The 25,144-nt window shown below is 42.1% G+C and carries 29 protein-coding genes; 6 read left to right on the forward strand and 23 right to left on the reverse strand.

Annotation, left to right across the window (positions count from 1 at the left end; all coding sequences use genetic code 11):
- Positions 1-33: 33 nt before the first annotated feature.
- From flgG to flgB, 6 genes are read right to left on the reverse strand one after another with little or no spacing between them, the layout of a single operon-like run.
- Positions 34-816, reverse strand: coding sequence for a flagellar basal-body rod protein FlgG (gene flgG, locus PSF09_RS01655; protein ID WP_004909875.1), 783 nt, complete (start codon positions 814-816; stop codon positions 34-36).
- A gap of 18 nt (positions 817-834) precedes the next feature.
- Positions 835-1,590, reverse strand: a complete 756-nt coding sequence (locus PSF09_RS01660; protein WP_272683377.1) for a flagellar basal body rod protein FlgF — start codon at positions 1,588-1,590, stop codon at positions 835-837.
- A 15-nt stretch (positions 1,591-1,605) separates the two neighbouring features.
- Positions 1,606-2,874 carry a flagellar hook protein FlgE gene (flgE, locus tag PSF09_RS01665; protein WP_272683378.1) on the reverse strand — a complete coding sequence of 423 codons (1,269 nt, stop codon included), beginning with the start codon at positions 2,872-2,874 and terminating at the stop codon, positions 1,606-1,608.
- Between the two features lie 27 nt (positions 2,875-2,901).
- Entirely contained in the window at positions 2,902-3,759 is an 858-nt protein-coding gene (locus PSF09_RS01670; protein ID WP_272665199.1) for a flagellar hook assembly protein FlgD, read from the reverse strand.
- Positions 3,760-3,771: 12 nt separating this feature from the next.
- Complete coding sequence (gene flgC, locus PSF09_RS01675) at positions 3,772-4,176, reverse strand: flagellar basal body rod protein FlgC (RefSeq protein WP_004909868.1); 405 nt, start codon at positions 4,174-4,176, stop codon at positions 3,772-3,774.
- A 5-nt stretch (positions 4,177-4,181) separates the two neighbouring features.
- A complete protein-coding gene (flgB, locus tag PSF09_RS01680; RefSeq protein WP_004255669.1) occupies positions 4,182-4,595 on the reverse strand; it encodes a flagellar basal body rod protein FlgB in 414 nt (137 codons plus the stop codon).
- Between the two features lie 206 nt (positions 4,596-4,801).
- On the opposite strand from flgB, the gene flgA reads away from it, so the two are divergent.
- From flgA to PSF09_RS01695, 3 genes are all read left to right on the forward strand, one after another.
- Positions 4,802-5,470, forward strand: a complete 669-nt coding sequence (gene flgA, locus PSF09_RS01685) for a flagellar basal body P-ring formation chaperone FlgA (RefSeq protein ID WP_272665200.1) — start codon at positions 4,802-4,804, stop codon at positions 5,468-5,470.
- Between the two features lie 369 nt (positions 5,471-5,839).
- The gene (gene flgM / locus PSF09_RS01690; RefSeq protein WP_272683379.1) at positions 5,840-6,142 is read left to right on the forward strand and encodes a flagellar biosynthesis anti-sigma factor FlgM; all 303 of its coding nucleotides are present in this window, start codon (positions 5,840-5,842) and stop codon (positions 6,140-6,142) included.
- A gap of 11 nt (positions 6,143-6,153) precedes the next feature.
- Complete coding sequence (locus PSF09_RS01695; protein WP_272665202.1) at positions 6,154-6,594, forward strand: flagella synthesis protein FlgN; 441 nt, start codon at positions 6,154-6,156, stop codon at positions 6,592-6,594.
- Positions 6,595-6,640: 46 nt separating this feature from the next.
- Here PSF09_RS01695 and PSF09_RS01700 read toward each other — a convergent pair whose 3' ends face one another.
- From PSF09_RS01700 to flhB, 4 genes are all read right to left on the reverse strand, one after another.
- Positions 6,641-6,961, reverse strand: coding sequence for a helix-turn-helix domain-containing protein (locus tag PSF09_RS01700; protein ID WP_272683380.1), 321 nt, complete (start codon positions 6,959-6,961; stop codon positions 6,641-6,643).
- Positions 6,954-7,340, reverse strand: coding sequence for a type II toxin-antitoxin system RelE/ParE family toxin (locus tag PSF09_RS01705; protein WP_272683381.1), 387 nt, complete (start codon positions 7,338-7,340; stop codon positions 6,954-6,956). The genes PSF09_RS01700 and PSF09_RS01705 overlap by 8 nt, the downstream gene beginning before the upstream one ends.
- A gap of 168 nt (positions 7,341-7,508) precedes the next feature.
- On the reverse strand, positions 7,509-9,608 hold the full coding sequence (flhA, locus tag PSF09_RS01710) for a flagellar biosynthesis protein FlhA (protein ID WP_272683382.1): 2,100 nt from the start codon (positions 9,606-9,608) through the stop codon (positions 7,509-7,511).
- Positions 9,601-10,752 (reverse strand): flagellar biosynthesis protein FlhB, encoded by a 1,152-nt coding sequence (gene flhB / locus PSF09_RS01715; protein ID WP_272665205.1) that lies wholly within the window; start codon positions 10,750-10,752, stop codon positions 9,601-9,603. Before flhB ends, flhA begins: the two co-directional genes overlap by 8 nt.
- A 263-nt stretch (positions 10,753-11,015) precedes the next feature.
- Between flhB and PSF09_RS01720 the strand changes: the two genes are divergently transcribed.
- Genes PSF09_RS01720 through PSF09_RS01730 form a run of 3 tightly spaced genes read left to right on the forward strand, consistent with a single transcriptional unit; the run spans position 11,016 to position 12,136 of the window.
- Entirely contained in the window at positions 11,016-11,255 is a 240-nt protein-coding gene (locus PSF09_RS01720; RefSeq protein ID WP_272665206.1) for a type II toxin-antitoxin system CcdA family antitoxin, read from the forward strand.
- Positions 11,255-11,563, forward strand: coding sequence for a CcdB family protein (locus PSF09_RS01725; protein WP_272665207.1), 309 nt, complete (start codon positions 11,255-11,257; stop codon positions 11,561-11,563). The genes PSF09_RS01720 and PSF09_RS01725 overlap by 1 nt, the downstream gene beginning before the upstream one ends.
- 15 nt (positions 11,564-11,578) lie before the next feature.
- Positions 11,579-12,136, forward strand: coding sequence for a hypothetical protein (locus PSF09_RS01730; protein WP_272665208.1), 558 nt, complete (start codon positions 11,579-11,581; stop codon positions 12,134-12,136).
- Positions 12,137-12,187: 51 nt separating this feature from the next.
- Here the strand turns inward: PSF09_RS01730 and PSF09_RS01735 are convergent, their stop codons facing one another.
- The 13 genes from PSF09_RS01735 to flhD all read right to left on the reverse strand — a co-directional run bounded on the left by PSF09_RS01735 (position 12,188) and on the right by flhD (position 24,736).
- Complete coding sequence (locus tag PSF09_RS01735) at positions 12,188-12,505, reverse strand: helix-turn-helix transcriptional regulator (protein WP_272683383.1); 318 nt, start codon at positions 12,503-12,505, stop codon at positions 12,188-12,190.
- Between the two features lie 87 nt (positions 12,506-12,592).
- Positions 12,593-13,231, reverse strand: a complete 639-nt coding sequence (locus PSF09_RS01740; RefSeq protein ID WP_272683384.1) for a protein phosphatase CheZ — start codon at positions 13,229-13,231, stop codon at positions 12,593-12,595.
- A gap of 24 nt (positions 13,232-13,255) precedes the next feature.
- A complete protein-coding gene (cheY, locus tag PSF09_RS01745; RefSeq protein ID WP_004255705.1) occupies positions 13,256-13,648 on the reverse strand; it encodes a chemotaxis response regulator CheY in 393 nt (130 codons plus the stop codon).
- A gap of 41 nt (positions 13,649-13,689) precedes the next feature.
- The gene (locus PSF09_RS01750; protein ID WP_272683385.1) at positions 13,690-14,757 is read right to left on the reverse strand and encodes a protein-glutamate methylesterase/protein-glutamine glutaminase; all 1,068 of its coding nucleotides are present in this window, start codon (positions 14,755-14,757) and stop codon (positions 13,690-13,692) included.
- Entirely contained in the window at positions 14,757-15,593 is an 837-nt protein-coding gene (locus PSF09_RS01755; RefSeq protein ID WP_210837457.1) for a CheR family methyltransferase, read from the reverse strand. The genes PSF09_RS01750 and PSF09_RS01755 overlap by 1 nt, the downstream gene beginning before the upstream one ends.
- Positions 15,594-15,726: 133 nt before the next feature.
- Positions 15,727-17,295 carry a methyl-accepting chemotaxis protein gene (locus tag PSF09_RS01760; protein WP_210837445.1) on the reverse strand — a complete coding sequence of 523 codons (1,569 nt, stop codon included), beginning with the start codon at positions 17,293-17,295 and terminating at the stop codon, positions 15,727-15,729.
- A gap of 116 nt (positions 17,296-17,411) precedes the next feature.
- Positions 17,412-19,097, reverse strand: coding sequence for a methyl-accepting chemotaxis protein (locus PSF09_RS01765; protein ID WP_210837447.1), 1,686 nt, complete (start codon positions 19,095-19,097; stop codon positions 17,412-17,414).
- A 104-nt stretch (positions 19,098-19,201) separates the two neighbouring features.
- Positions 19,202-19,699: a chemotaxis protein CheW gene (gene cheW, locus PSF09_RS01770; protein ID WP_004909833.1), complete on the reverse strand. Its 498-nt coding sequence runs from the start codon at positions 19,697-19,699 to the stop codon at positions 19,202-19,204.
- A 16-nt stretch (positions 19,700-19,715) separates the two neighbouring features.
- Positions 19,716-21,785 (reverse strand): chemotaxis protein CheA, encoded by a 2,070-nt coding sequence (cheA, locus tag PSF09_RS01775; RefSeq protein ID WP_272665212.1) that lies wholly within the window; start codon positions 21,783-21,785, stop codon positions 19,716-19,718.
- A 103-nt stretch (positions 21,786-21,888) separates the two neighbouring features.
- Complete coding sequence (motB, locus tag PSF09_RS01780) at positions 21,889-22,806, reverse strand: flagellar motor protein MotB (protein ID WP_210837451.1); 918 nt, start codon at positions 22,804-22,806, stop codon at positions 21,889-21,891.
- A 7-nt stretch (positions 22,807-22,813) separates the two neighbouring features.
- Positions 22,814-23,701, reverse strand: a complete 888-nt coding sequence (gene motA, locus PSF09_RS01785) for a flagellar motor stator protein MotA (RefSeq protein ID WP_004909829.1) — start codon at positions 23,699-23,701, stop codon at positions 22,814-22,816.
- A 97-nt stretch (positions 23,702-23,798) separates the two neighbouring features.
- Positions 23,799-24,389 carry a flagellar transcriptional regulator FlhC gene (flhC, locus tag PSF09_RS01790; protein ID WP_004909826.1) on the reverse strand — a complete coding sequence of 197 codons (591 nt, stop codon included), beginning with the start codon at positions 24,387-24,389 and terminating at the stop codon, positions 23,799-23,801.
- Positions 24,386-24,736: a flagellar transcriptional regulator FlhD gene (gene flhD / locus PSF09_RS01795; RefSeq protein WP_004909823.1), complete on the reverse strand. Its 351-nt coding sequence runs from the start codon at positions 24,734-24,736 to the stop codon at positions 24,386-24,388. Before flhD ends, flhC begins: the two co-directional genes overlap by 4 nt.
- Between the last annotated feature and the right edge of the window lie 408 nt (positions 24,737-25,144).

The raw sequence follows: 25,144 nt of genomic DNA on the forward strand, positions 1-25,144 counted from the left end.
CGCAATGAGTTATTTTTACGTATTTTTTACCAATTACAATTGCGTTAAGCGCTGTAACATTTGGTCAGAAGCGGATACCGCCTTACTGTTGATTTCATAAGCACGTTGAGTTTGGATCATGTTAACCAACTCTTCTGCCACGTTAACGTTAGAGGTTTCTAACATATGTTGATAAAGTAAACCGGCACCGTTAGTACCTGGTGCGCTCTCATTTGGTGCGCCCGAACTTGCGGTTTCCATATATAGGTTTTCACCCATACTTTCCAAACCGGCGTCATTAATGAAGGTGGTTAATGTTATTTGGCCAATTTGCTGTGGTTGGTTATCGCCATATACGGTGATAGTCACGGTACCATCACGCGCAATTGACAAGCTATTCGCGTTATCGGGGATCATAATCGCAGGAACGATTTGATAACCACTTGAAGTCACTAACTGGCCATCTTGGTTTGGCTGTAATGCCCCATCACGAGTATAAGCATCTGTACCATCCGGCATTTGCACATGTAAAAAACCTTGGCCTCTGATAGCGATATCGTTGGTATTTCCCGTTTTATTTAATGCGCCTTGCGCATGAATACGCATTGTGGCAACAGGGCGTGAACCTGTACCCATTTGTAAACCAGATGGTAACGAAGTTTGTTCTGAACTCATGGCACCCGGTTGGCGAATATTTTGGTACATTAAATCTTCAAAAACAGCACGTTGGCGTTTAAAACCATTCGTACTAACGTTGGCTAAGTTATTGGAAATAACATCAAGGTTAGTTTGTTGAGCATCAAGCCCTGTTTTGGCAATCCATAATGAGCGGATCATAATAATTCCTTTGTGAAATTAGCTAACAACGAGCAGTTGGTTCGCCCGTTGTGCATTTTCATCAGCACTGCGGACAACTTTCATTTGCATTTCAAAGTGCCTTGCATTGGCAATCATAGAAACCATCGCTTCCGCGGCATTGACATTACTGCCTTCAATGACTCCCGCGGTGACAATTCCTCGTTCACTTTGTGGTAAAGCATTGCCATTTGCCGCTTGCCCTTGTGGTGATAAATGGAACAAACCATCTTCACCGCGGATCAAGTCTTGAGGCTGCGCTTCAACCACTTTTAAACGCCCGATTTGCCCTAACATTGTTGGCGGGTCAGTGGCTAAAAGTGCGGTAACTGTCCCGTCTGCACCAATGGTTAATTCTGCATTTGGCGGAACGTTAATCGGCCCACCATCACCTTGTAAGCGGCGCTCGCCAATGACAAGTTCACCTTCGCTAGATACTTGAATGTTACCGTTACGGGTATAAGCCTCTGTGCCATCGGCTAACTCAACAGCCAAAAAATGCTTATCGTTTAACGCAACATCGGTTTGTTTACCCGTATAATTGAGTGGCCCTTGGCTCATATCAGCACCAGGAGTCGATGCCACCACCAGCGTTCTGGTTTGCTCGCTGTCACCATTTATCGGTACGGCACGCATTGCGGACAATTGCGCTTTAAAGCCTGCAGTTGACACATTGGCAATGTTATTTGAAACAATCGCTTGGTTTTCCAGCGCATGACGCGCTCCCCCCATCGCGGTATAAATGACGTGATCCATGGCCACCCTCTTGTTTTATCGTAAGTTAACCAGCGTCTGTAACATCTGATCTTGTGTTTTGATGGTTTGCGCGTTTGATTGGTAATTACGCTGCATCACAATCATGCTGATTAACTCTTGGCTCATATCCACGTTAGAGGATTCCAATGCACCACTGGTTAATTTACCAAACTGGCCGACACCCGGAACACCGTCCATTGGGTTACCAGAGGCGTTGGATGAGGCCCAAACGTTGCCACCTTGGGATACCAGACCATTTGGGTTTGCGAAAGCGGATAACGCCACTTGGCCAACCACACGTTTTTGCTGGTTAGAATAGTTAGCAGTAATCAAACCGTTATCTTCGATTTTAAAGGTGGTGTATTCACCAGCAGGATAACCATTCACATCAATCGCGCTGACGGAAGATTCACTGACTTTTTGTTGACGAGTTTTCCCTAAATCAACTTTTAAAGTGCCATCATTTGCACCATTTAGCCCTTTGTATGCAAAATCAAACGTTGTTTCTATTGGCGTTACAACAGGGTCATCACCTGGGTTCGGGCCTGGTGTTACCGTTTCTGTCACCAATTTTCCGTTACCATCAAATGACATATCCCCCAGCTTAGTTGCTGCAGTGTCATTCGCGTCTTTAGCGTAAGCCGCCCACTTGTTGTCCGCTGTTTTTACAAAATAAACAGAGATTTCATGCGTGTTACCTTGGCTATCATACGCCGTCATGGTTGTGCTGAAATTGTAAGTCGCGGAATCATCAGGATTATCAACATCGAAAGCTTTATCTTTGATTTTGTCTTCTGAATTCAAATTAATGGTTAATTTCGCTAACTCCGATGCTTTTGCATCCATCATATCCGTTGGGATATTCAAGCCTTCAGGTACACCACCACTTTGAATGGTAACATTGCCTTTTTCATCGACACTCGCTGGGTAACCTGTGACCACCATACCTTGGTTATTCACTAGATTACCGCTTTTATCACGTAAGAATTGGCCATCTCGGCTGTAATAAGTATCACCGTTTTGGTCTTGTACACGGAAAAAACCATTTCCGGAGATAGCAACATCTGTCGCTCTATCAGTACGCGTGATTGGGCCATCTTTAAAATTTTGTGTCACCGCGGCCACATTAACACCGAGGCCAACACCTGAACCTGCAAACATATCTGCAAATGAGGTTGTCGCCCCTTTAAAACCATTTGTTGCGGAGTTGGCAATATTATTACCAATTGAATCAAGCCCCGCTGAGGCTGCATTTAAGCCACTGACTGCTTGTGAAAAAGACATATTTTCTCCATGAGTATTGGGGGTAAATTAAGAAGATGGATAAACCTTGAAAATGCTGCTCAGCGGGACACTTTGCCCAATGCCAACATCAAGTAATGGTGCGTCAGCCCCTGGAGTCACACCGTTAACACGGGTATACCCCAGTTTGGTGACTTCGATTTCAGCCCCCGAACTGACGGCTTTCACATCAAAGTAATATTTTCCTGTTGTATCTGTGACTAAGTTTCCGTTGTTATCACGACCATCCCACGCCATATCATAGATATCGGGTTTAACTTCCGTATCATAGGTAATGGTTCGCACAACCATTCGGTTTTTATCACGAATAGTAATTTCAACTTTGTCTGCCAATTTCGGTAAAAAGAAACCAAACGGCGAAGAAATATATTCAGATTGTGGCTCTTCACCGCCATCTTCACCTTCAATAGCCTCTTTATTACTCAGTCCAAAAGTTGAAGGGCTATTTGGGCTGATGCCTTCATCTGGAAGCGGGTTTGATGGCTTAGTTACATTGCTGTCTTCACCTGTGCTCTCTTTTTTGAGCGGTGCTAAGATGATTTCATTGCGCGGAATAAGCACCCCCTTACCAACCAGCTGAGTGGCTTGTAATGACTGACCTGAACCAATTTGCTGGGAAATACCACTCACGCTATCACTGAGTTTATTCATGCTTTCAAGCGTGGCTATTTGCGCCAATTGGCTGGTTAAATCCGTGTTTTCCATTGGCTTGGTTGGGTCTTGGTTTTGCATTTGCGTGACAATCATTTTTAAAAAAGTGTCACGCATATCGTCACTTTGACTTTTCTTTGGCACATTACTCGCAGACGGCTCAGGGCCAGCGGTCGTATTATCCAAAGGGTCGTACATTGTGGCTGCAATTCCCATGAAAACGCTCCCTTACTGGCCTATTGTGAGTGTCTTTTGCAGCAAGGTTTTTGCTGTATTCATCACTTCTAAATTGGCTTGATAGCTACGGGAAGCTGAAATGGTGTTGATCATTTCACCGACCATGTCGACATTTGGCATTTGCACATAGCCTTTTTCATTCGCTGACGGGTGGCCGGGCTTATATTCCATACGAGGTGGCGTAGGGTCTTCTATCAACTCGCTCACACGCACACCACCTACTTCATGGCGCCCTTGTGGTGCCATTTGAAAAACCACTTGTTTTGCACGGTATGGTTGGCCATCAGGCCCTGCAATACTTTCTGCATTTGCCATATTGCTCGCACTGACATTCAAGCGTTGAGATTGCGCGGTCAATGCGGATGCAGAGATATCAAAAATACTCAGTAAAGCCATGAAGATTACCCTTGCTGTAAGACAGCCAACATACTTTTGACGCGGCTATTGATGAATGTAAGGTCGGCCTGATATTTCAGGGTGTTATCTGCGAATTGGCTACGTTCAATGTCCATATCTACCGTATTACCATCCATTGAGGTTTGGTAAGGAACTCGATATTTCAGGTCAATATTGGGGGCTTTGCCACCTCGCCCTTCGATATGCCCTTTTGAAGTGACAGCAAGAGTCACACCTTTTCCCCCTACCACACCTTTATCCATGGCTTGTTGAAGTTGACGATTAAAGTCAATATCACGTGCTTGGTAGCCGGGTGTGTCGGCATTAGCAATGTTTGAAGCTAATACGGTCTGCCTTGCTTCGCGTATTGACAAAGCCTGTTGCTGGAAAGCAAACGTGGCGTTTAATTTATCAATCATAGTGGCCCTCAATGGAGATAACGCGATCCCTGATTTGAACGTTCGCGAGTAAAAATTAAAATTCGACCTGCATATCTTAGCGGCCTACGAAAAATTCTAATGGCGAGATAAAGGCAAAATAATTGACCTATTTGGCTCATTCGTTATTACAGAGCTGCGTAAACTGCAATCGTGAAAAAGTTTGTTTGCTGGGGGAGATAAAAGGGATGAATTACGCTAAGAAATTGCCATTTTACTTGGTAATCAGCTTGTTAGGACTTACTCCAACGCTTTCTCAAGCGTCGTTACCTCAAAATATCAACCAATACTTTCGACAAATTCATGGTAAAGGCAAGCAAGTTTCAATTGAGATTAAAACGCCGATTGAGCGTTGGCCGACTTGTGAAAACCCCCAGCTCAACCCCCCAGTTGGTGGGCGCAATATGGGTAATGTTTCCCTACCGATACAGTGTGGTAAGAAAAAGCAGTTTATTCAGCTTACCGTGAATGTGACAGGCCAGTATTACGTGGCAACACGTAATATAAATAGAGGGGAATCAATACAATTTGTCGATATCGGCACCAAGAAGGGCTTATTACATAAACTCCCCGCAGGTGCAAGCACTGATAAAATCGCGCTACGTGGTGCGATAGCCCTGCGTAATATTCCTGCCGGGCAAACATTCACAAAATCAATGACAAGACAGCCTTGGGCAATAAAAGCGGGACAAACGGTATTTGTGTTCGCCAATGGTGATAATTTTTCAGTGAAATATGAAGGTCGCGCGATTAATAATGCCACTGCTGGCCAAAATACCCGAGTCCGCTTGTTAAATGGGCAAGTAGTGAATGGGGAAGCGCTAGAAAATGGCAGTGTTCAAGTGGTATTAAGATAAAGATAATCCCATTGATACTCTAAATAATTCGAGTTGCAACTAGGCGACAAGTGAAGATAGACCGATGAGCATACATGAGTCTATGATTCGGCTAGCTGAGCGCAGTCAACAACGCTGCAACTTGCAGTAATACGAGTATATACTCTAAATAATTCGAGTTGCAGCTAGGCGACAAGTGAAGATAGACCGATGAGCATACATGAGTATGTGATTCGGCTAGCTGAGCGCAGTCAACAACGCTGCAACTTGAAGTATGACGAGTATAGCTGGTGAATGATGCAATATTTTGTAACACTATAGACACTAAAGATTCATAAATATAAGCCGATAACTCACATATGACAAAAATCGGGAATAGGAAAACATATTATGGCTATTGAGCAAACATCTGCAATTTCTGCGCTAACTCAGGTGACAAACCGCGACCCACAAGATGCGGCTGCCCCGATGCGCGACAGAAAAGTATCTACAAATGAAATCGTTAAAGAGAGTTCATTTGTCCCTAGTGAGCTGCAAAAGAAGTTATTACAGCCACAAGCAAGCGACATTAATAGTGCTAAAGTTGAACAAATTAAACAAGCTATTAAAGATGGCACCTTAAAAATGGACGCTGGAAAAATTGCTGATGGCATTTTACGTGATGCCCATGAATGCATGTTATCAATGAAATAAAAATAAACATCATGACTGACGAATTACTAATATTACTTGAGCAACAACTCTCTCATTTGCAATCATTGCAGATAGTAATGAAAAATGAAGAGTTATTATTAGGTTATCACCGTGTGCCACCTTCGCCTTTTCAGGAAACTACTGAGCAAAAACGTTTTCTGGTTGCTGCGATTGGCCACGGTGAAACAAATCGCTTGGCATTAGAAACACAGGCAGAAGTCAGTGCACCTTATGAGAGTCATGGCGCACTAGCTGGGGTATGGGAAGCTATTAAGACCTTAACTAGTGAACTAAAAGAGCTGAATTATCGTAATCACCAGATGCTGCAATTGCACATTGAGTTGAATGCTCAGCGCCTAAATTTCGTGAAAAAGCATAATAACCAATCTACTTATGGTGCTGATGGTTTAGAGTCAAAGCGCCCTGCATTAGGTAAGAAAATTTCGATTTAAGGTGTGTTTTGTATTTTTAAACTACAAAGGATTACCCTTTCATGTTTTAGATAATAAACACCTTTTCATCAATCAATGTAAGTAGCCTTAATGCTGCCCCATTTGGTTTAATCTCCCCTCTTTCCCATTTGGAAACACTTTCTTTGGTCATATTTAATATCAAAGCGAGAGAAGATTGAGAAATATTATTTTGCTCACGAATACGTTTAATGTCCTCTCCTGTCATAGGCTTAGGATTGGTGAATTTTTTCTTAAGCTCTTGTGCTTTTATCCGCGCCTCAATACGGCGAGCCGCGGTGCCATCAGCACCACCAATTGCTTCCATTTCTTGAGCAAACTGTAGCAACTCATTAAGTTTATTATTCACAATTAACCTCCATCAACAGATTTGCTTTTAACATCATATTTATTTGGGCATCATCCGCCTGCAATAGGGCTTTCGCAATATCCTTATAAGATTCAAGGAGATCATCCTCTATTTCCTTGGTACTTTTCGACTTTAAGTGGGACTTCAACCAGGCATCTGCAAAAAATAAATGACGACCTTGCTTGTAAAAAATAACTGTCCTGATCCCCCCACTTTTTCCTTTACCTTGTCGAGGTAAACGTTTTTTAATCACTCCACCGCCTAAGTCTGCTTCATACCGACCTGCAAATACATCCATTGCAGCATTGAACAATTCAAAGTCACTTAGGCGTATCTTTTTTGCACTATTTTTAAACATTTTTGTCTTGTAGATTGCCATCCATAGTCCACCATAATTTTTACTATAGTAAAAATTACCATGGTTAAGACGAAAGTATATCCTAATTAAGCAAAGTCATGGAATAAAAAAAGAGGAGAATTACCGTATTCTATCGGCAATTTTCCTCTTTTTAATACTGTAGCTAAATGGTAAATAATACCGATAGAATTAACTGCCGCTGATCATTGACGTCATTCTGATCTTACGGTGGTCAGTCATTTCTAAATTCGACATCACCGCTAACTGGGGTAAGCTGCGACGTAAGAAACGCGATAAAATTAAACGTAATCCGTGGTTAACTAACAGCACAGTAGGCGCCCCCATGGCTTCTTGGTGAGAAACTGCTTGCTCTGCTTGGGTTTGAATAAACTGCGCAAGGTTAGGTTCTAAACCCCCGCCATTTTTAGCCGCTTGTAATAAAATTTGTTCAAGGCCCGCATCTAAGCCAATTACTTGGATTTCTTCAGCATTGCCAAACCATTGCTGAGTGATGGCTCGACCTAATGCAATTCTCACTTGTGACGTCAGGTAGTCAGTGTCTTTTTGCTCACCATTTTCCCCCGCCATTTCAGCTAATGTCTCAATGATGGTACGCATATCGCGGATCACCACATCTTCCATCAATAAATTTTGTAAAACTCGGTGCAAAATAGTTAATGAGATAGTATCCGGGATCAGGTCGTCCGCTAACTTCGGCATCTCTTTTTTCACTCGGTCATACAACATTTGTGCTTCTTGACGACCAAATAAGGTGCTGGAATTTTGCAGTAAAATTTGATTGAAGTGAGTGGCAACAGCGGTACTCGCAGAGACCACGGTATACCCTTGGATTTGGGCTTGCTCACGTAAATCATCATCAATCCAAATAGCCGGTAAACCAAAGGCCGGCTCTTTCGTCGTATCACCGGGTAATGAACCTGCCGCATTTCCTGGGTCAATGGCTAGGCTGCGTCCGGGTTGAGCCTCTCCACGTCCGACTTCAGCCCCCTTAATTAAAATGCGGTACTCGCAAGGGGAAAGCGCAAGGTTATCGCAAATATGTACGACAGGTGGCAAGTAACCGACTTCCTGAGCAAACTTCTTGCGCAAACCTCGTAAACGGCCCAATAATTCCCCTTGTTGTTCATTGTCCACTAAGGGGATCAACCGGTAACCGACTTCCATTGCTAATAAGTCTTCCAGTTGCACGTCATCCCAAGTGGCCTCAACCACTTTGTTCGCTTCTTGGAAATGTTGTGCTTGGCTACCATCACCTGTCGCGCTTTCAGGCTGCTGGGATTTACGCACTAAATACCAACCAAGGGCGGCTAATGCTGCGGTAAATAGTAAGAAAACAAAGTTTGGCATTCCGGGGATCAGGCCGATTAAACCAAGAACCCCGGCACTCAACCACATAACACGTGGGTTATTGAAAAGTTGAGTGACCATCTGTTCACCCACATCTTCATCTGTTGCCACTCGCGTTACAATAACACCAGCCGCCGTTGAGATAATCAGTGCTGGGATTTGCGCCACCAGCCCATCACCAATCGTCAACAAGGTGTACGCGCTTGTCGCATCCCCCAAAGACATGTTGTGCTGGCCAACACCGACAATTAACCCGCCAACCACGTTGATCACCATAATCATGATCCCCGCAACCGCATCCCCTCGGACGAATTTACTCGCACCGTCCATTGAGCCGTAAAAATCCGCTTCTTGAGTCACTTCTGCACGGCGTTTTTTCGCCTCATCATCCGTAATGATACCTGCGTTCAAGTCGGCATCGATGGCCATCTGCTTACCCGGCATACCATCTAACACAAAGCGAGCACCCACTTCCGCAATACGCCCCGCTCCCTTAGTGATAACCATAAAGTTAATCAGTACAAGAATAATGAACACCACAATACCGATGGCAAAGTTACCACCCACTAAAAAATGACCAAAGGCTTCGACAACTCGTCCAGCTGCATCTGGCCCTGTATGGCCATCTAACAAAATAATTCGCGTCGAGGCGATATTCAAAGAAAGGCGCAATAAGGTTGCAAATAGCAAAATAGTTGGAAATGCAGCAAAGTCTAATGTGCGCTTAGTGAACATCGCCACTAATAGCACCATAATAGAAAGTGCAATATTGAAGGTAAACAGTAAATCCAATAAAAATGCCGGCAATGGCAAAACCATCATCGACAAAATCAATAAGATAAGAACCGGTCCAGCGAGTATTTGCCACTGCGTTCCCTGTAAATTTTTCGGCAATTTTAATAATGAAGCCAAATTAGCCATCGCGATTGTTATCTCCAGCAAAGTCCAGCGTCGGTGGCACTGGTAAATTTTTCGGTTTTTTTGGTCTGAGCCCACCTTCACGGCGCCAGCGGCGCAATTGGTAAACCCATGCTAAAACTTCTGCAACCGCAGCATATAATGCAACAGGAATGCTTTGGCCTATCTCCGCATGGCGATATAGCGCACGAGCAAGCGGCGGTGCTTCTAACTGTAATATTCGGTGCTCTTCACCAATTTCTTTGATGCGCTGAGCCAATACGCCCGCACCTTTTGCTAATACTTTTGGCGCCCCCATTTTTTTGTCGTCATATTTAAGGGCAACCGCATAGTGTGTCGGGTTAGTGACGATCACATCCGCACTTGGGACATCCGCCATCATTCGGTTACGTGCAATCGCACGCTGTTGTTGGCGAATTTTGGCTTTAATCTGCGGGTCACCCTCTTGCTGCTTGAATTCATCTTTAATTTCCTGACGACTCATGCGCAATTTCTTTAAATGGGAGCGAAACTGATAGAAAACATCAAAAGCCACCATTGGAATAAGCAAAAACACAATTAAATATCCGGCAAAAATGACTTTCTGTAGTGCATTACTTAGCGCCGTAACCGGTGATTCCATCACTAAATGCAGTAATGATGGCCAACTTTGCCAAAGAAAAATAAACGCCCCCAACCCCACAAATAACGATTTTAAAATTGCTTTAAATAGCTCAGATAACGCATTCATCGAAAAAATACGTTTAAGCCCTTTGATTGGATTTAACTTTTTCAAATCAAATTTAATCAACTTGCTATTAAAAACGAGCCCACCCACTAACGATGACGCAGAAATGCCAACCAAAGCTAACCCGCCAATCACGGGGAATAAGGCAAATAAAGCCTCGCTGACAACACGTCCTAAGTAGCTGATCATCAAACCTGTGTTTTGTAAGTAATGACCATCAAAAATAAAGCCCTGACGAGCTATTTGCCGAAGCTGTGCTGCCAGATGTCCACCACTTAGCCATAGCAAGCTCACGCCTGCTAACATCATCATTAGCGAGCTAAGTTCTTTTGAACGAACGATTTGCCCATCATCTTTGGCTTTTTGCTTTTTATGGGGGGTGGGCTCTTCTGTTTTTTCTACATCACTCTCGTCGGACACCGTGATTCCAAAATTTAATGAAAATACGAGTTATCGCTATAGCATGACAGAGTGTAAAAAAATCAATGGTGGAAAATAGACGTAGTTCAAGGGGGTTATTTGGCTATTGAGCAATACGACGACAATTTTGCGAAAGGTTTCGCAGATATGAGCTCCCACTGAAGATAATCCTATATTTAGCATTAATAAAGAATAAAATCCCTATATGAGCAATAAGCATGCTAAATTACACATGCCTGAACACGTGTAATTAAGGGGGTACCATGAGTACAACGGCTCAAAGAATAAAAAAAACCGTCAGTGTCACTATCGCGCCTGAACTTTATGAGCAAGCAAGGCAAGCCAAACTCAACTTATCTGCAATACTCGCTTGTGCCTTACAAGCTGAATTAAAACGTCTCGAAGCGCAAAAATGGAAAAATGAAAATATTGACGGGTTTAATGAGTTAAATAGGATCAATGAAGAATATGGATTACTCTCAGATAAATACAAGGATTTTTAATGCAATATTGCCTCTATCAAAATCGAGAAGATACGGTCAAATACCCATATTTACTGGATATTCAAAGTAATATTATTGATATATTGAATACTCGCTTAGTCATCCCGTTATTCGATAGCAGGCTAGTTAAAAAGTCATTACCTGTACGCTTAAATCCACAATTATCAATCAACGGGCAGTTTTTCATTTTAATGACTCATCAAATGGCTTGCGTCCCTCATTCATTATTAGGGAAAAAAATTGTTGACTTAAGTTGCCAACGAGACACCATTAAACACGCAATCGACTTACTTATTAATGGCTTTTAACAATAAAGGGTTATTATGGATACTTGCCACCTTGTTGCTCCAGATATTTCCTTAGAAGATGCCCCCAAACATGCCCAGCGCATGCTTGACTGGCTAAAAGAACAAAGCATCATTGACCCACATTTCCAAGGCGTTGAATATGGTGAAGTCATTTATCGCCCTACACCCGCTCACAAAGAACCCATTTTATACGTCATTAATGATGAAATCGTCCCGACCCAACTCCCGGAAGATATGCTAAAAAATTACCTGTCTATCGTAACTGAACATACGGTTTTTCACGCAGGTGGCAATGGCCTCGGTATTTACTGCCCACAATGTGCCAGTGAACAAAGCGAACAGAGTCATGCATGGAGCGATACGGTATCCGATTGGTATGAGGGAAAACCAGAAAACCTCGCTTGTTTTTGTTGCGATTTTCATGGTCCACTTAATGCGTGGCAATTTGATCCGCAATGGGCATTCGGTAATTTAGGTTTTAGTTTTCATAATTGGGATGTCCGCGATGATTTTATTGAGCTATTTGCACAAATACTTGGCAGTAAGATCATCACAGTCTATCAACATGATTAGCGATTAAATGCTCACCTGAATATGTATAGGTTTACCTATACACTATATAATTCAAGGTTTAGAAGGTAAATCCAAAGTAAGGCGCAAGCCAACTGCTTCTGCATATTTTAATAATGTTCCTAATTTCGGGTCGAATTGCGCTTTTTCCAAACGCGACACGTTTTGCTTTTGAGTTTGCATTTTTTCTGCAATTTGCATTTGGGTTAAGTTATTGGCTAAACGCGCTTTTTTAAGTTGGTTGATTAACGCCTGCCTCATTTGTAATTCTGAAGAGCACTCATCAACATCCCCGTTATTTTCTTGAACGATGTTAGCTTGTTCTTTTTGTTCTTTAATCACGAAAGTAGAAATTAAATCGTTATTTATCATTGCAATCCCTTCCTTGTAACGCAAGTACAATAAAACTACCCTAACCCTATATAATTAGAGTAGTTTCATTAAAAAATTTGTCGGTAATTAGAAACCTAGCTCATCAAGTAAATCATCAACTTGAGACTGTGATGCCATTACATTAACGCCTTCTTTATTAATTTGCGGGCCATTGAGCAAACTTTCGTTTTGCGTTTTCGCACGCATTTCAGGTGGCGTATTTTCCATTAATAATGCGAGCAGTTGTTTTTCAGCTTCTTCAACTACTTCCATCATTTTTTTGATGACTTGTCCTGTTAAATCTTGAAAATCTTGCGCCATCATAATTTCCAACAACTCTGCTTTAGTAACTTCGCTGTCTTGGATAACTTGTCCTAAAAAGGCTTGCGTTGACTCACGCAATTGTGCAGGAACCGCATCTTCGGCAGTTTCTTGCCACTGCTGTTGCAGCACCTGCGCATTTTTATTCATTTCCACTTGCAGTGGTTTGATGACATCAATGCCATTTAAGGTTTTTTCTGCCGCTTGCGCCGTCATTTGTGCAATATAGCGCAGCCTGTCTTTTCCATCTGGAATACTCGCCACGGCTTGTTGAACGCTTTTTTCTAAGCCCAATTCGCGCATACTTTCACGCAGGGTTCTCATTAGCGTACCAATGCGTGTAATGACTTGTTTTAAATCATCATTACCGTTGCGAATACCTTCCATACCCACTTGTTCAGTCATGAAAATCTCCTTTGGCACGCACTGTTATTGCAGACCCATTTTTTCAAAAACTTTATTCAGTTTTTCTTCCAAGATAGCCGCTGTAAATGGCTTAACGACATAACCACTCGCGCCAGCTTGCGCCGCTGCGATAATATTTTCTTTTTTCGCTTCTGCTGTCACCATGAGTACTGGGATATGTTTCAATGCATCATCACCACGAATGGTTTTAAGCAACTCAAGGCCATCCATGTTTGGCATATTCCAGTCAGCAACGACAAAGTCGATGCTACCTGTACGGATTTTTTCTAATGCATCAACACCATCTTCCGCTTCTTCTATTTTGTTAAATCCGAGCTCTTTTAATAAGTTACGGACGATACGTCGCATTGTAGAAAAATCATCAACAACCAAAAAACTGAGATCTTTAGCGGCCATAACCACTCCTTCAAAATACAATTGTGAATTCCTGCCTCGGTTTAAACCGTGACAGAAGAAAGTCTTGCTAAAACACTTGGGGCAATCTTGAGAATATCTTGCACTTCATCCGCCGCCCCTATTTCAATAGCAGCACGCGGCATACCAAATACCACACAACTACTTTCGTTTTGTGCGTAAGTGATTGCCCCCTGCTTACGTAAATTTAATAGTCCTTTCGCTCCATCCATCCCCATTCCCGTCAATAAAATACCAATACATTTTCGCCCAACACATTGAGCTACTGAATCGAACAACACATCGACAGAAGGACGGTGCCGGTTAACAGGTTCGCTTTGCTGTAAAATAACTTGAAATCCCTTGCCTTTATCGGCAATCAACATATGCGAATCGCCTGGTGCAATATATGCATGGCCTTTTTGTAATAGTTCGTTGTGTTCGGCTTCTTTTACAGTTAATACACAGAGCTTATTTAAGCGATCAGCAAAAGAACGCGTAAAACCCGCAGGCATATGCTGAGTAATCACGACGGGTGGGCATTCATGAGGCAACATTTCCAGAAATTGACGTATCGCCTCTGTTCCTCCTGTCGATGCACCAACCGCAATCACACGGCTATTACAAACGTAGGGAGAGAGCGCTTTGGCTTGAGAAACTGGCTCACTGACCTTTTTGTCTGAACGAGCAAAACGGCTACGCTGAGTAATTTTTGACATGGCTGCTGCGCGAATTTTTTCGCCAATAATATCGCGATAACTCATCATGGTTTCACGAATGCCAATTTGCGGTTTCGTGACAAAATCCACAGCACCTAATTCCAGCGCTTTTAACGTCACTTCAGAACCTTTCGAGGTTAATGTTGAAACCATTACCACAGGCATTGGGTGTAAGCGCATTAATTTCTCTAAGAAATCAATACCATCCATTCGTGGCATTTCCACATCTAATGTGATTACATCTGGCTCATATTGCTTAATTAAATCACGAGCAACATAAGGGTCTGGTGCGGTATCAACCACGACCATATCATCATGACTATTAATAATTTCGCGCATTAATTGGCGCATCAGTGCTGAGTCATCCACACATAGCACTTTAATTTTTTTCATTACCCCCTCCTCGCAGCCTGTAAGCTGTAGACGGTTTGCCCTTTAATAACGAAACTTTGCGATAACTGCGATAAATTTTCAGAATGCCCAATAAATAACAAGCCATCTGGCTTAAGCAATGGAGCAAAACGCTCTAGCATTTTTATCTGCATCTCTTTATCAAAATAAATCATGACATTACGACAAAAAATCGCATCAAACCGATGTTGCATTTGCCAATCATGATCACTCAAATTTAAATAACGAAATTCAATCATTTGGCGTAATGCTGGCTTGACTCGAGCATAGCCATCAAACTCGCCAACGCCTTTCATAAAATAGCGTTGTCTCTGTAATGCCGTTAAAGACTTCAGCTCTTCTATGCGATACACGCCTTGTTTCGCTTTTTCGAGCACTTCCGTGTCAATATCACTGGCAATGACTTTGGCATTAATTGCGTTTGGCCCAAGCACATCACTCAATGTCATGGCTATCGAATACGGCTCCTCTCCTGTTGAAGATGCAGCGCACCAAATATTAATCGTGCTATTTTTACGTGTGCGAACAAAGTCCGCTAGCGTCACAAAGTGGTGCGGTTCACGAAAAAACGCGGTTAAATTTGTCGTCAGAGCATTCACGAAAGCTTGCCATTCTGCATGGTGAGGCTCTCGCTCCAACATCCGTAAATAATCGGAGAAATTGTCGATATTACAATCACGTAACCGCTTTAACAGCCGGTTATAGACCATATTTTTTTTATTCATGGTGAGGACAATGCCTGATTTTTTATGAATAAATCGACAAACCCGACCAAACTCATCATCAGTCAGTGGTTCTACCTGTGGTACAAAAAGCATCGTACTTGTCGTCCTATTCAATAAAAACCCAGAGGCAGCCAGTTATTTGGCTGCCTTTTAGGATGGATAACCTAAGAAAAAATAACCAATTACGATTATCCACCGAAAACTCAAAAACGAGTTTTCACAACACTTAGCGCCGATTACGATTTAATTGGCTTTCAGGTAATTCAAAGAATGCAACCGTATCAACTAAGTTGTTCGCTTGATCTTCTAGCGCTGCCGTCGCGCTGGTCGATTGTTCAACTAACGCCGCATTTTGTTGTGTGACTAAATCCATTTGGCTTACTGCTGTTGCGACTTGCTCAATACCACGGCTTTGCTCATTGGAGGCAGAGGCAATATTACCCATTAATTCAGTAACTTGGTTAACTGCTGCGACAAGCTCACTCATGGTTGCACCCGCTTCATTAACCAGTTGAGAGCCTTGGCTAACTCTACCTACAGATTCATCAATCAAGGTTTTAATTTCTTTTGCCGCTTCCGCACTACGCTGAGCTAACGCTCGAACCTCACCAGCAACCACAGAGAAACCACGCCCCTGTTCACCCGCTCGAGCGGCTTCAACAGCAGCATTCAATGCTAAAATATTGGTTTGGAAAGCGATGCCATCAATCACACTAATAATGGCGCTAATTTTTTGTGAGCTATTGGAAATGGAGGTCATGGTGTCAATCACGTCTTCGGTGATCTCTCCACCTTTCGTTGCCGTTTTCGATGCGCTAACTGCAAGTTCACTGGCTTGGCGTGCGTTATCCGCATTCTGCTTAACGGTGGCTGTTAATTCTTCCATACTGGCCGCAGTTTCTTCAAGTGATGCCGCTTGCTGTTCAGTACGTGAAGATAAGTTATTATTTCCTAATGCGATTTCACGTATACCCGTGTACATTTGGTCCGTATTTGAACGCAGCGCTGTTACTGAAGTCGCTAAAGACTCCTGCATGTCTTTTAGCTTACCAAACACTTCACCAATTTCATCACGAGTAGTAACTTCAATTTTCTGATTGAGTTTGCCATCAGCCACTAATGCAAAGTGCTCCCCCATACTTTTCAGTGGGTTAATCACTTTACGTTTCATCCAGTAGTGGACAAAAGCAATAACGGCAAGAATAATGACAATCACTGAAGCGAATGAACTCCACGCAAACGTGTTATACATTCTTGCTGCAGCAAGAGATTCATCGTTTTCAGCATTCAGTAATTCAAGGTATTCCTCAACAACTTGCTCCAACTGATCCTGGTTTTCTTGGGCAGGAAGTTCAATATAGGCCGCAATATCTTTATTATCTAAATGTGTTTTTAATGCTTTGAGTGTCAATACAAAGGCTTGATACCGAGCCTCAAGAGCGGCGAGATTTTCTTTCTCACTCAAAAGAGGCTGGTTTTTAAACGTGGTGTAATCCTTCTCAGCTTCTTCGAGTAATTTATCAAAAGTTACTCTCGTTTCTTCAATCAACGGTTCGTTACCACCCACTTTATGCAGCAAAGCAATTTGCGTTAGGCTGTTGCGTGCTTGCATTAGGTGTTTACTGGTTTCCTCAAGCATCGCTCGCTTATCAGACCCCAAATCAATACGCTCTAAAGATTTTAATTCACTTACAACAATCCCAACAGAAACCCCGCTAGACACAATCTGCATCCCACAAAATAGAATGAGAAGTAGATACAAACTCACCGAAATCCGGATATTTTTACCAAACATAGAAATCCCCACTTGTGCCAGCTAAGAGAACTGAACCTCTGAAACATTGCCTTGTTTTCTAATGCACAGAAACGCTGCAAAACCAAAGCCTTGCAGCGAAAAACTGAGCTTAACCCTTAGAAAGTTTCCCAATTGTCATCATCTTTATGTTCTTTCGATGACAGTTTTGTCAGATCCGGCGTTTTAACGATATTTGAAACCGTTCTTGCTGCCGGCTGAATATTGCGTATTTCGCTTTGTTTTAATGGTGGTAAACGGAAGATTGAAATCAATTGTGACAGTTTTGCCACTTGTTCTTCCAATACATTGGCTGCAACCGCAGATTGCTCAACCAGCGACGCATTTTGCTGTGTAACCTTATCCATTTCTGCAACAGCGATGCTGACCTGTGCAATTCCTTTACTTTGCTCATCTGATGCGGTTGCAATGTGCGTCATAATGTCAGTGACACGTGTGACAGACTCGACAATTTTCGTCATTGTTTCGCCCGCATCTTCTGCTTGGCGAGCACCTGTCCCAGTTCTTGACACTGAATCTTCAATTAACGTTTTAATCTCTTTAGCCGCATCAGCACTGCGTTGTGCCAAATTACGCACTTCATCAGCCACCACAGCAAAACCACGACCATGCTCGCCTGCTCGCGCAGCTTCAACCGCTGCGTTCAGCGCTAAGATGTTAGTTTGAAAAGCAATACTATCGATAACTGCAGTAATATCAGAGATTTTCTGTGAGCTATCGGCAATGTTCAGCATGGTACTGACCACATTCGATACCACTTTGCCACCCTCTTTTGCTATCACTGAAGCTTGGTTTGCAAATTCACTCGCTTGGTGGGCGTATTCGGTATTTTGTTTTACGGTTGCAGTTAGTTCACTCATACTGGCTGAGGTTTCTTCTAAGCAAGCGACTTGCTGCTCAGTTCGTGCAGATAAGTCATTGTTACCTGCTGCAATTTCGGTTGTACCTTGGTAAATAGTTTCGCTACCATCTAGTACACCACGAACGGTATTAATCAATTCCTGCTGCATATGTTGAACACCATTGGCCAACTCGCCAATTTCATTCTTGGCAATTGTTGTCACATTCGGTGTTAAATCGCCTGAAGCAAAGACTTTAATACGCTCGATTAAGATGCCGAGTGGTTCAATAATACCTTTACGAACATAGCGATAACTAAAGAAGCCAATTAAGGCGAGTAAGATAGATAACGTCACCAACATATATAACGATTGGCGATAGTTATTATCTGCGTTAACGACTTCGGCTTGAAAATCTGCAGAGATATCCGCAAAATAAGCATTAAATTGTTCTTCAAATTTTATTTGGTGCCCTGAGGTTCTGTGTGCATAAAAACCTTCAAGGTCACCTTTTTCAGCAAATTCGCCTAGCTTGATTAACGCATCGCGATAGGTTTCATAGGTGCTAAATAGTTTTTCAAATTTGGCCTTATCATAATCCGAACTTTGCATTAGCGTGTTATAACGCGCATAGGCATCATCCGCTGATTTAAAGTTACGTTTAGCGGCTTTAATCAAATCTTCTGTCGTTGCATCGTCTTGAATTTTACGGCCTTCAAGTAAATAGGCATTGATAGAGCGGTTTAAGTTAGCTCGAGCTTGTAACAAATTGACCCAGCTTTCCGTTAAGACTTGTCTTTGGCGTTGTAATGAATTCAAATAACTGATGCTGTCGCTGTTATCGCCCAGTTTGGTAAACATCAACCCACTGGATACCAGTTGCAGCAAAATAAAGATAAAAATGACGGACAAAAGTCCCGATACGATTTTAATTCGACTGTACATGACGTTTTACTAACATAATTTTGTTGTATTTTGGATATCGGTCATCCAACCAAAAACTTTAGTTAATGACTTATTATTATTTGAACAATTATTGGGGCTGAGAATTACTCAGCCATGCTGTCAATCAGCGCCATTTCATCGCTTGTTAATAATTTTTCGATATCGACTAAAATCAACATACGGTCGTTTAATGTTCCGAGCCCTGTCAGATATTGAGTTGATAATGTCACGGCAAAATCAGGTGGTGGTGCAATTTGTTCTTCATTCAAGACCAGCACATCCGAAACGCCATCGACGACAATACCGACGACGCGATCTTTTAAATTCACGACAATAACGACCGTGTTATCGTTATACACCACGTTTTCATGGGAGAATTTCACCCGTAAATCAATAATCGGAATGATGACCCCACGTAAGTTAGTCACTCCTTTGATAAAATCAGGGGTATTTGCGATACGAGTCACTTGTTCGTAGCCACGAATTTCCTGCACTTTTAAGATCTCAATGCCATACTCTTCTTCACCCAAGGTAAAAATGAGGTAGCCTTCGCCGTTTTTTTCTTCTTCGTGTTTATTTAAATCATCATCTAACATAGACATGGTGTATGGCCTCTATTTAGTGCACGACAGGTTGAAAAACCTGCTGTTTCTTTTTAATCAAAATGCTGTTATTCATTTTTTGTAGTTCAGCCACATCTAAAATCAATGCAACAGAACCATCACCCATAATCGTTGCTGCGGAAATGCCGGGGATCTTGCGATAATTACTTTCAATGTTTTTCACCACCACTTGCTGTTGCCCGACTAATTTGTCGACCAACAAAGCAAAACGATGACCTGCATTCTGAATAATCAACACAATGCTGTTATCTAAATTTCGTTCGGCTTCTTCGATGGAAAATACGTGGTGTAATTCAACAAGCGGTAGATATTCACCTCGCACAAGCAGCATTTTTTCCTCTCCAGCCAAGCGATAAATATCTTCTTGCCGAGGCTGCAAAGTGCTGATAATAGCACTCAATGGCACGATGAAGACATCTTCCGCTACTTTCACAGACATACCATCCAAAATGGCTAAAGTGAGCGGTAATAAGATGCGGATAATGGTGCCTTTGCCTTCGGTAAAACCAATTTGGATACGGCCGCCCATGTCTTGGATATTTCGTTTCACCACATCCATTCCAACACCGCGTCCCGAAACGTCTGTCACTACCTCTGCGGTTGAAAATCCTGGAGCCATAATCAGCATCGCAACTTCATCATTGCTCATACCATCATGCACGTTCATCCCTTGTGACTTCGCTTTTGCCAAAATACGTTCACGGTTTAGCCCTGCGCCGTCATCACGAACTTCAATACAAATATTGCCGCTTTGATGTGCTGCCGCTAAGGTCAATGTGCCAGCTTCTGGCTTACCATTTGCCACGCGAACTTCTGGCTTTTCAATTCCATGGTCGAGGCTATTACGAACAAGATGATTCAGGGGATCGACGATGCGCTCAATCAAGCTTTTATCGAGTTCAGTTGAACTTCCTTCCACTTTCAGCTCGATTTTTTTACCTAATTTCGATGCAATATCGCGTACCATCCGTGGGAAACGACTGAATACGTAATCCATTGGCATCATGCGAATTGACATAACGGATTCTTGCAAGGCGCGAGAATTACGCTCCAATTGTACGATTGAGCTTAATAAATCACTGTATTCATTTTGATCGACATGCTGACTATGCTGAGTCAACATTGATTGAATAATGACCAACTCCCCAACTAAGTTGATCAACTGGTCAACTTTCTCTACAGCCACACGGATACTGCTCGAATCCCCTTTCGGTTTAGCGATTGCAGGTTTTTTCGATGTATTTGTAGGCGCAGCTACCGCTGGTGAAACAGCTACAGGTTTTGCTTCTTTCTCCGACTCAGGAGCCTCAATTTCGATTGGATCTTCGGAGTCATCCGTGATGACTTTTTCAGGAGATAAAGCGAGGCAATCCGCAAATGATATGACTTGATGAGCAATCTGTGATTCATCCACGACAAAACATAATACGCCACTAATATCATCAATATCGGTGTTTGTACCAAGCCATGCTTGCAAACTATTTGCTGTTTTTTCAGTGTGATACAAGTGCCCAAATAAACTGAGCTCATCTGCCAGTAAATCAACTTCATTTTCTTTGAGCTGATTTAACGAGATCATAAAGTAGTGTGAATATTCACCTTGCTCCGCGAGCGCTTCTTCAAAAACCGCAACTTCAACTTTAGTCTCAGGTAACGCAACAGTTTTCTCAGTGATCTCTTCTGCTCTATTTTCAACCCGGCTAAGCACCTCACAAATGCGCTTAAAGGTCTCTTCATCCGGCAAAGAATCATTTTTATAGGCATCTAACTGTGATGCCATGACATCCTTAGCATCAAGAAAAATATCAATAATGTCAGGTGTGAGTGTTAACTCATCATGACGCGCCTTATCTAAAAGGTTTTCCAATGTATGAGTCGTATTCTGCAACTGAGTGAAACCAAAGGTTGCAGCCCCTCCTTTTATTGAATGGGCACTGCGGAAGATGGCATTTAGCTGCTCGCTATCCGGGTCAAAAGGATCAAGCTCAAGTAAATGTTGTTCCATATCCCTGAGCAACTCATCAGCTTCATCGAAAAATGTTTGATAAAACTCGGTAATATCCATGGTTTTTATCCAATTTCGCTTAAGTTTCACTTAACGCTGACTGCCGGACACTCCGGCAGACAACTAAACATGTTATGTAATAAATTCAAATAACAGCAATTCATCACGGTATTTTCACCGCAGCGACAACACCCACGGCCGTTTCTGGTGTGGGTTTTTGCGGTTTATTCAACACATCATTGATCGGCTTCGCGCCATCATATTCGCGGAGGATCTGCTTTGTTTCTTCATCATTTAATACAATGATACTTATCCGGCGGTTGATCGGAGCAAAGCCATCATCTTTGTCTAAGTGAATAGCTGATGCCATTCCAACCACACGTAAGACTTTGTTTTCATCCATTCCACCGCGAATCAATTCACGGCGTGAAGCATTCGCGCGATCAGATGAAAGCTCCCAGTTGCTGTAATTGGCTCCGTTGGCATAAGCAAGATCATCAGTATGACCGGAGATACTAATTCGATTGGGAACATCATTAAGAAGTGGTGCTATTGCTCGCAAAATATCACGCATATACGGTTCAACCATTGCCGAACCAACTTTAAACATTGGGCGATTTTCACTGTCTACAATTTGAATTCGCAGCCCATCGTTGATCATATCAATCAGTAAATGTGGTTTTAATTCATTCAAACGTGGGTCTTTTAAAATGGCCTGCTCAAGTGACTCTTTTAATTTTTCAAAACGATAGTTTGCATTTCCATCAATAATATTATTAGGTTCTGGCATCACATCCCCATCACGGAAAATAGGGTCTTTACCACCACCTGGAATAGGGTTTGTGGCATCTCCACTTTTACTTCCTGGATTGATAGCTGTACTTAAGGGAGTACGAAAATATTCAGCAATTTGTGTTAATTCTTGAGGACTTGAAATTGAGATTAGCCACATCACTAAAAAAAATGCCATCATCGCCGTCATAAAATCGGCATAAGCAATTTTCCATGAACCGCCATGCCCGTTTTGCTGATGCGAACTGCGTTTTTTAACCCGAATAACATGCGGTGTATTGGCTGCCATCGGATAGTTACTCCTCAGTTGTTTCTTGTGAGCGAGCACCAACTTTCACTTCTCGAACTTTATCTTCAAGTTCAACAAATGAAGGCCTATCAGCACTGAATAACACCTTGCGGCCAAATTCAACCGCAATTTGAGGGGCATAGCCTTGCAATGCTGAAAGGAAAGTGACTTTAATACATTCCATCATTTTCAATTGCTCACTACTGCGTAGTCTTATTAGTGCAGCCAAAGGTAAAATGAAGCCATAAGCCACTAAAATACCTAGAAATGTTCCCACCATGGCATGAGCAATTAAAGCACCCAGTTCACCAGCAGGACGGTCAGCTGAACCCAAGGCATTTACGACCCCAAGAACGGCCGCAACGATCCCAAAAGCAGGCATAGAGTCACCGACCATATTTAATCCCGAAGCTGGGACTTCATTTTCTTGACGAAAAGTTTCTAACTCTTCGTCCATTAATGCTTCAATTTCATGGCTTTGTAAGTTACTACTTACCATTAAACGTAAGTAGTCCACGATGAACATCATGGTGGATTCGTCTTTTAAAATACGGGGATATTGGGAAAAAATTTCACTTTCACTTGGGTTATCAATATCTTTTTCAAGTGCAAGTAACCCTTGCTGGCGTGATTTATTAAGTAATTGAAATAACAACGCCATTAAGTCCATTGACATTGTTTTATTGTAAGAGGAACGACGGAAGAGTTTTGGTAATACTTTACACAAGGCGACGATGGATTTGCCACTGTTACCAACAACAAAGGCACCTAAACCTGCACCTAAAATAATGACAAATTCAGCAGGCTGATAAAGCGCACCTAAATGGCCACCGACCATTAAGTATCCGCCTATAACCGCAACTGTAACAATGATATACCCGATGAGTATTAACACAATATTCCCTTTCACTCCGTTGGTTAACAGATGGCAGTCAAAGGGAATATTAGGAGTGACAGGCAAAAACCTTTGCCTGTTAACCAAATCAATCCAATTACATTACCGCTTTAGTAATGCCATCCTGTCGATATACCGTAATATCGGCTAGATGCTCGGAAAGTTTACGTTTTTTTATTGCACGTGATGGCGGTTGGCATAAACTGCAAGTGAAGCTATTTTCAGGAATATGTGCGTAAGTAATAAAAGAACCATGGCAACAGCTACATTGTGAACTTTGCAACATGCCACTTTCCACAAAGCGGACTAATGTCCAAGCACGTGTTAAAGCTAACAAAGGCTCCTCACCAGGTTCAGGAATACACTGTTCAAGGTATAACCTGTAGGCTTTTAATATGGCATCCACACCACGACATTGACCACTTTTAAGTAAAAATTGATAAGCATTATAGAACATGGATGAATGAATATTCTGTTCCCACGTCATAAACCAATCTGTAGAAAAAGGTAGCATGCCTTTTGGTGGTGGGCAGCCTCTTAGCTCTTTATATAAACGAACTAAACGGCCGCGACTGATTTGAGTTTCACTTTCTAACATTTGAAGGCGAGCGCCTAAAGAGATTAATTCCATGGCTAATCGAATATCATTCGCTTCTTGGACTATACTTTTTTCAGCTGCGGTACTCATCTTTTTCTCGCTATTTCTGTGTCGCCCTCATTATGCGTTTGCAATAATCGGGTCGAAAGTAAGATACCTGTATGAATTTGTTGCAATTCATCAACTCTTGAATCACGGGTTAGCTTTTCAATTGTGTCACTATTATCAAATCTAAACTGGCAGATTAGCTGGTTTGTTTCTGCTAATTTGACTAATTGAGGGAGTGTGAGGTCTGCTAAAGTAGTTGCCATTGCATCAGAGATGCCTAAACGAAACATCGCAGAGGCTTTCTCTTGGGAGATGAGTTTTTGGGCTAATAGCAAATATGAGAGGTTAATATCGTATATATGCTTCAGAAAATCTGTCGTCGAGCTCATTTTTTTTCCTTTCCGAAAATTATCAACATCTGTGCGATCTGTGTGCAAAAAGAACAAATATAAATTTGAAAGTATTGTGTAATCAAATTATTAAATTTAAAAAGTAATTAAATTGGGTAAATACAATTCCATTAATTTTCCCATGTCATCCATTCAAAAGTACCCAATTTGGAGTATAAACACACAAATTTCCAAACTTAAATTAAAGATATTTCCTGAATACCTACAACAATAAAGAATGACTAAAAAATTAGCGATTTCCATAAAAATCAGAAATAGCTGATGTCATTATTAGTCGCCAATTATTATGCACCACTAAATTAACTATTCAAGGTACTTATGTTTCTTTTTATACCAATGGGATGATTACCCCTTAATTCATTAAATAATCTTCATTATCTCTTTATC

This window comes from Providencia sp. PROV141, from assembly GCF_028481645.1.
Lineage (GTDB): Bacteria > Pseudomonadota > Gammaproteobacteria > Enterobacterales > Enterobacteriaceae > Providencia > Providencia rettgeri.

Excerpts from the sequence above, each read along its gene's own strand:
- PSF09_RS01755 (WP_210837457.1), bottom strand. The coding sequence starts at position 15,593 with ATGCTTTTTGTACCACAGGTAGAACCACTGACTGATGATGAGTTTGGT.
- PSF09_RS01720 (WP_272665206.1), top strand. The coding sequence starts at position 11,016 with ATGAGTACAACGGCTCAAAGAATAAAAAAAACCGTCAGTGTCACTATC.
- flgM (WP_272683379.1), top strand. The coding sequence starts at position 5,840 with ATGGCTATTGAGCAAACATCTGCAATTTCTGCGCTAACTCAGGTGACA.
- PSF09_RS01750 (WP_272683385.1), bottom strand. The coding sequence starts at position 14,757 with ATGAAAAAAATTAAAGTGCTATGTGTGGATGACTCAGCACTGATGCGC.
- PSF09_RS01765 (WP_210837447.1), bottom strand. The coding sequence starts at position 19,097 with ATGTACAGTCGAATTAAAATCGTATCGGGACTTTTGTCCGTCATTTTT.
- PSF09_RS01760 (WP_210837445.1), bottom strand. The coding sequence starts at position 17,295 with ATGTTTGGTAAAAATATCCGGATTTCGGTGAGTTTGTATCTACTTCTC.
- PSF09_RS01670 (WP_272665199.1), bottom strand. The coding sequence starts at position 3,759 with ATGGGAATTGCAGCCACAATGTACGACCCTTTGGATAATACGACCGCT.
- PSF09_RS01705 (WP_272683381.1), bottom strand. The coding sequence starts at position 7,340 with ATGGCAATCTACAAGACAAAAATGTTTAAAAATAGTGCAAAAAAGATA.
- PSF09_RS01725 (WP_272665207.1), top strand. The coding sequence starts at position 11,255 with ATGCAATATTGCCTCTATCAAAATCGAGAAGATACGGTCAAATACCCA.
- flhA (WP_272683382.1), bottom strand. The coding sequence starts at position 9,608 with ATGGCTAATTTGGCTTCATTATTAAAATTGCCGAAAAATTTACAGGGA.
- motB (WP_210837451.1), bottom strand. The coding sequence starts at position 22,806 with ATGGCAGCCAATACACCGCATGTTATTCGGGTTAAAAAACGCAGTTCG.
- PSF09_RS01660 (WP_272683377.1), bottom strand. The coding sequence starts at position 1,590 with ATGGATCACGTCATTTATACCGCGATGGGGGGAGCGCGTCATGCGCTG.
- flgB (WP_004255669.1), bottom strand. The coding sequence starts at position 4,595 with ATGATTGATAAATTAAACGCCACGTTTGCTTTCCAGCAACAGGCTTTG.
- PSF09_RS01695 (WP_272665202.1), top strand. The coding sequence starts at position 6,154 with ATGACTGACGAATTACTAATATTACTTGAGCAACAACTCTCTCATTTG.
- flgG (WP_004909875.1), bottom strand. The coding sequence starts at position 816 with ATGATCCGCTCATTATGGATTGCCAAAACAGGGCTTGATGCTCAACAA.
- cheW (WP_004909833.1), bottom strand. The coding sequence starts at position 19,699 with ATGTCTATGTTAGATGATGATTTAAATAAACACGAAGAAGAAAAAAAC.
- cheY (WP_004255705.1), bottom strand. The coding sequence starts at position 13,648 with ATGGCCGCTAAAGATCTCAGTTTTTTGGTTGTTGATGATTTTTCTACA.
- flhC (WP_004909826.1), bottom strand. The coding sequence starts at position 24,389 with ATGAGTACCGCAGCTGAAAAAAGTATAGTCCAAGAAGCGAATGATATT.
- PSF09_RS01730 (WP_272665208.1), top strand. The coding sequence starts at position 11,579 with ATGGATACTTGCCACCTTGTTGCTCCAGATATTTCCTTAGAAGATGCC.
- flgA (WP_272665200.1), top strand. The coding sequence starts at position 4,802 with ATGAATTACGCTAAGAAATTGCCATTTTACTTGGTAATCAGCTTGTTA.
- flhD (WP_004909823.1), bottom strand. The coding sequence starts at position 24,736 with ATGAGCTCGACGACAGATTTTCTGAAGCATATATACGATATTAACCTC.
- PSF09_RS01735 (WP_272683383.1), bottom strand. The coding sequence starts at position 12,505 with ATGATAAATAACGATTTAATTTCTACTTTCGTGATTAAAGAACAAAAA.
- flgE (WP_272683378.1), bottom strand. The coding sequence starts at position 2,874 with ATGTCTTTTTCACAAGCAGTCAGTGGCTTAAATGCAGCCTCAGCGGGG.
- PSF09_RS01740 (WP_272683384.1), bottom strand. The coding sequence starts at position 13,231 with ATGACTGAACAAGTGGGTATGGAAGGTATTCGCAACGGTAATGATGAT.
- flgC (WP_004909868.1), bottom strand. The coding sequence starts at position 4,176 with ATGGCTTTACTGAGTATTTTTGATATCTCTGCATCCGCATTGACCGCG.
- cheA (WP_272665212.1), bottom strand. The coding sequence starts at position 21,785 with ATGGATATTACCGAGTTTTATCAAACATTTTTCGATGAAGCTGATGAG.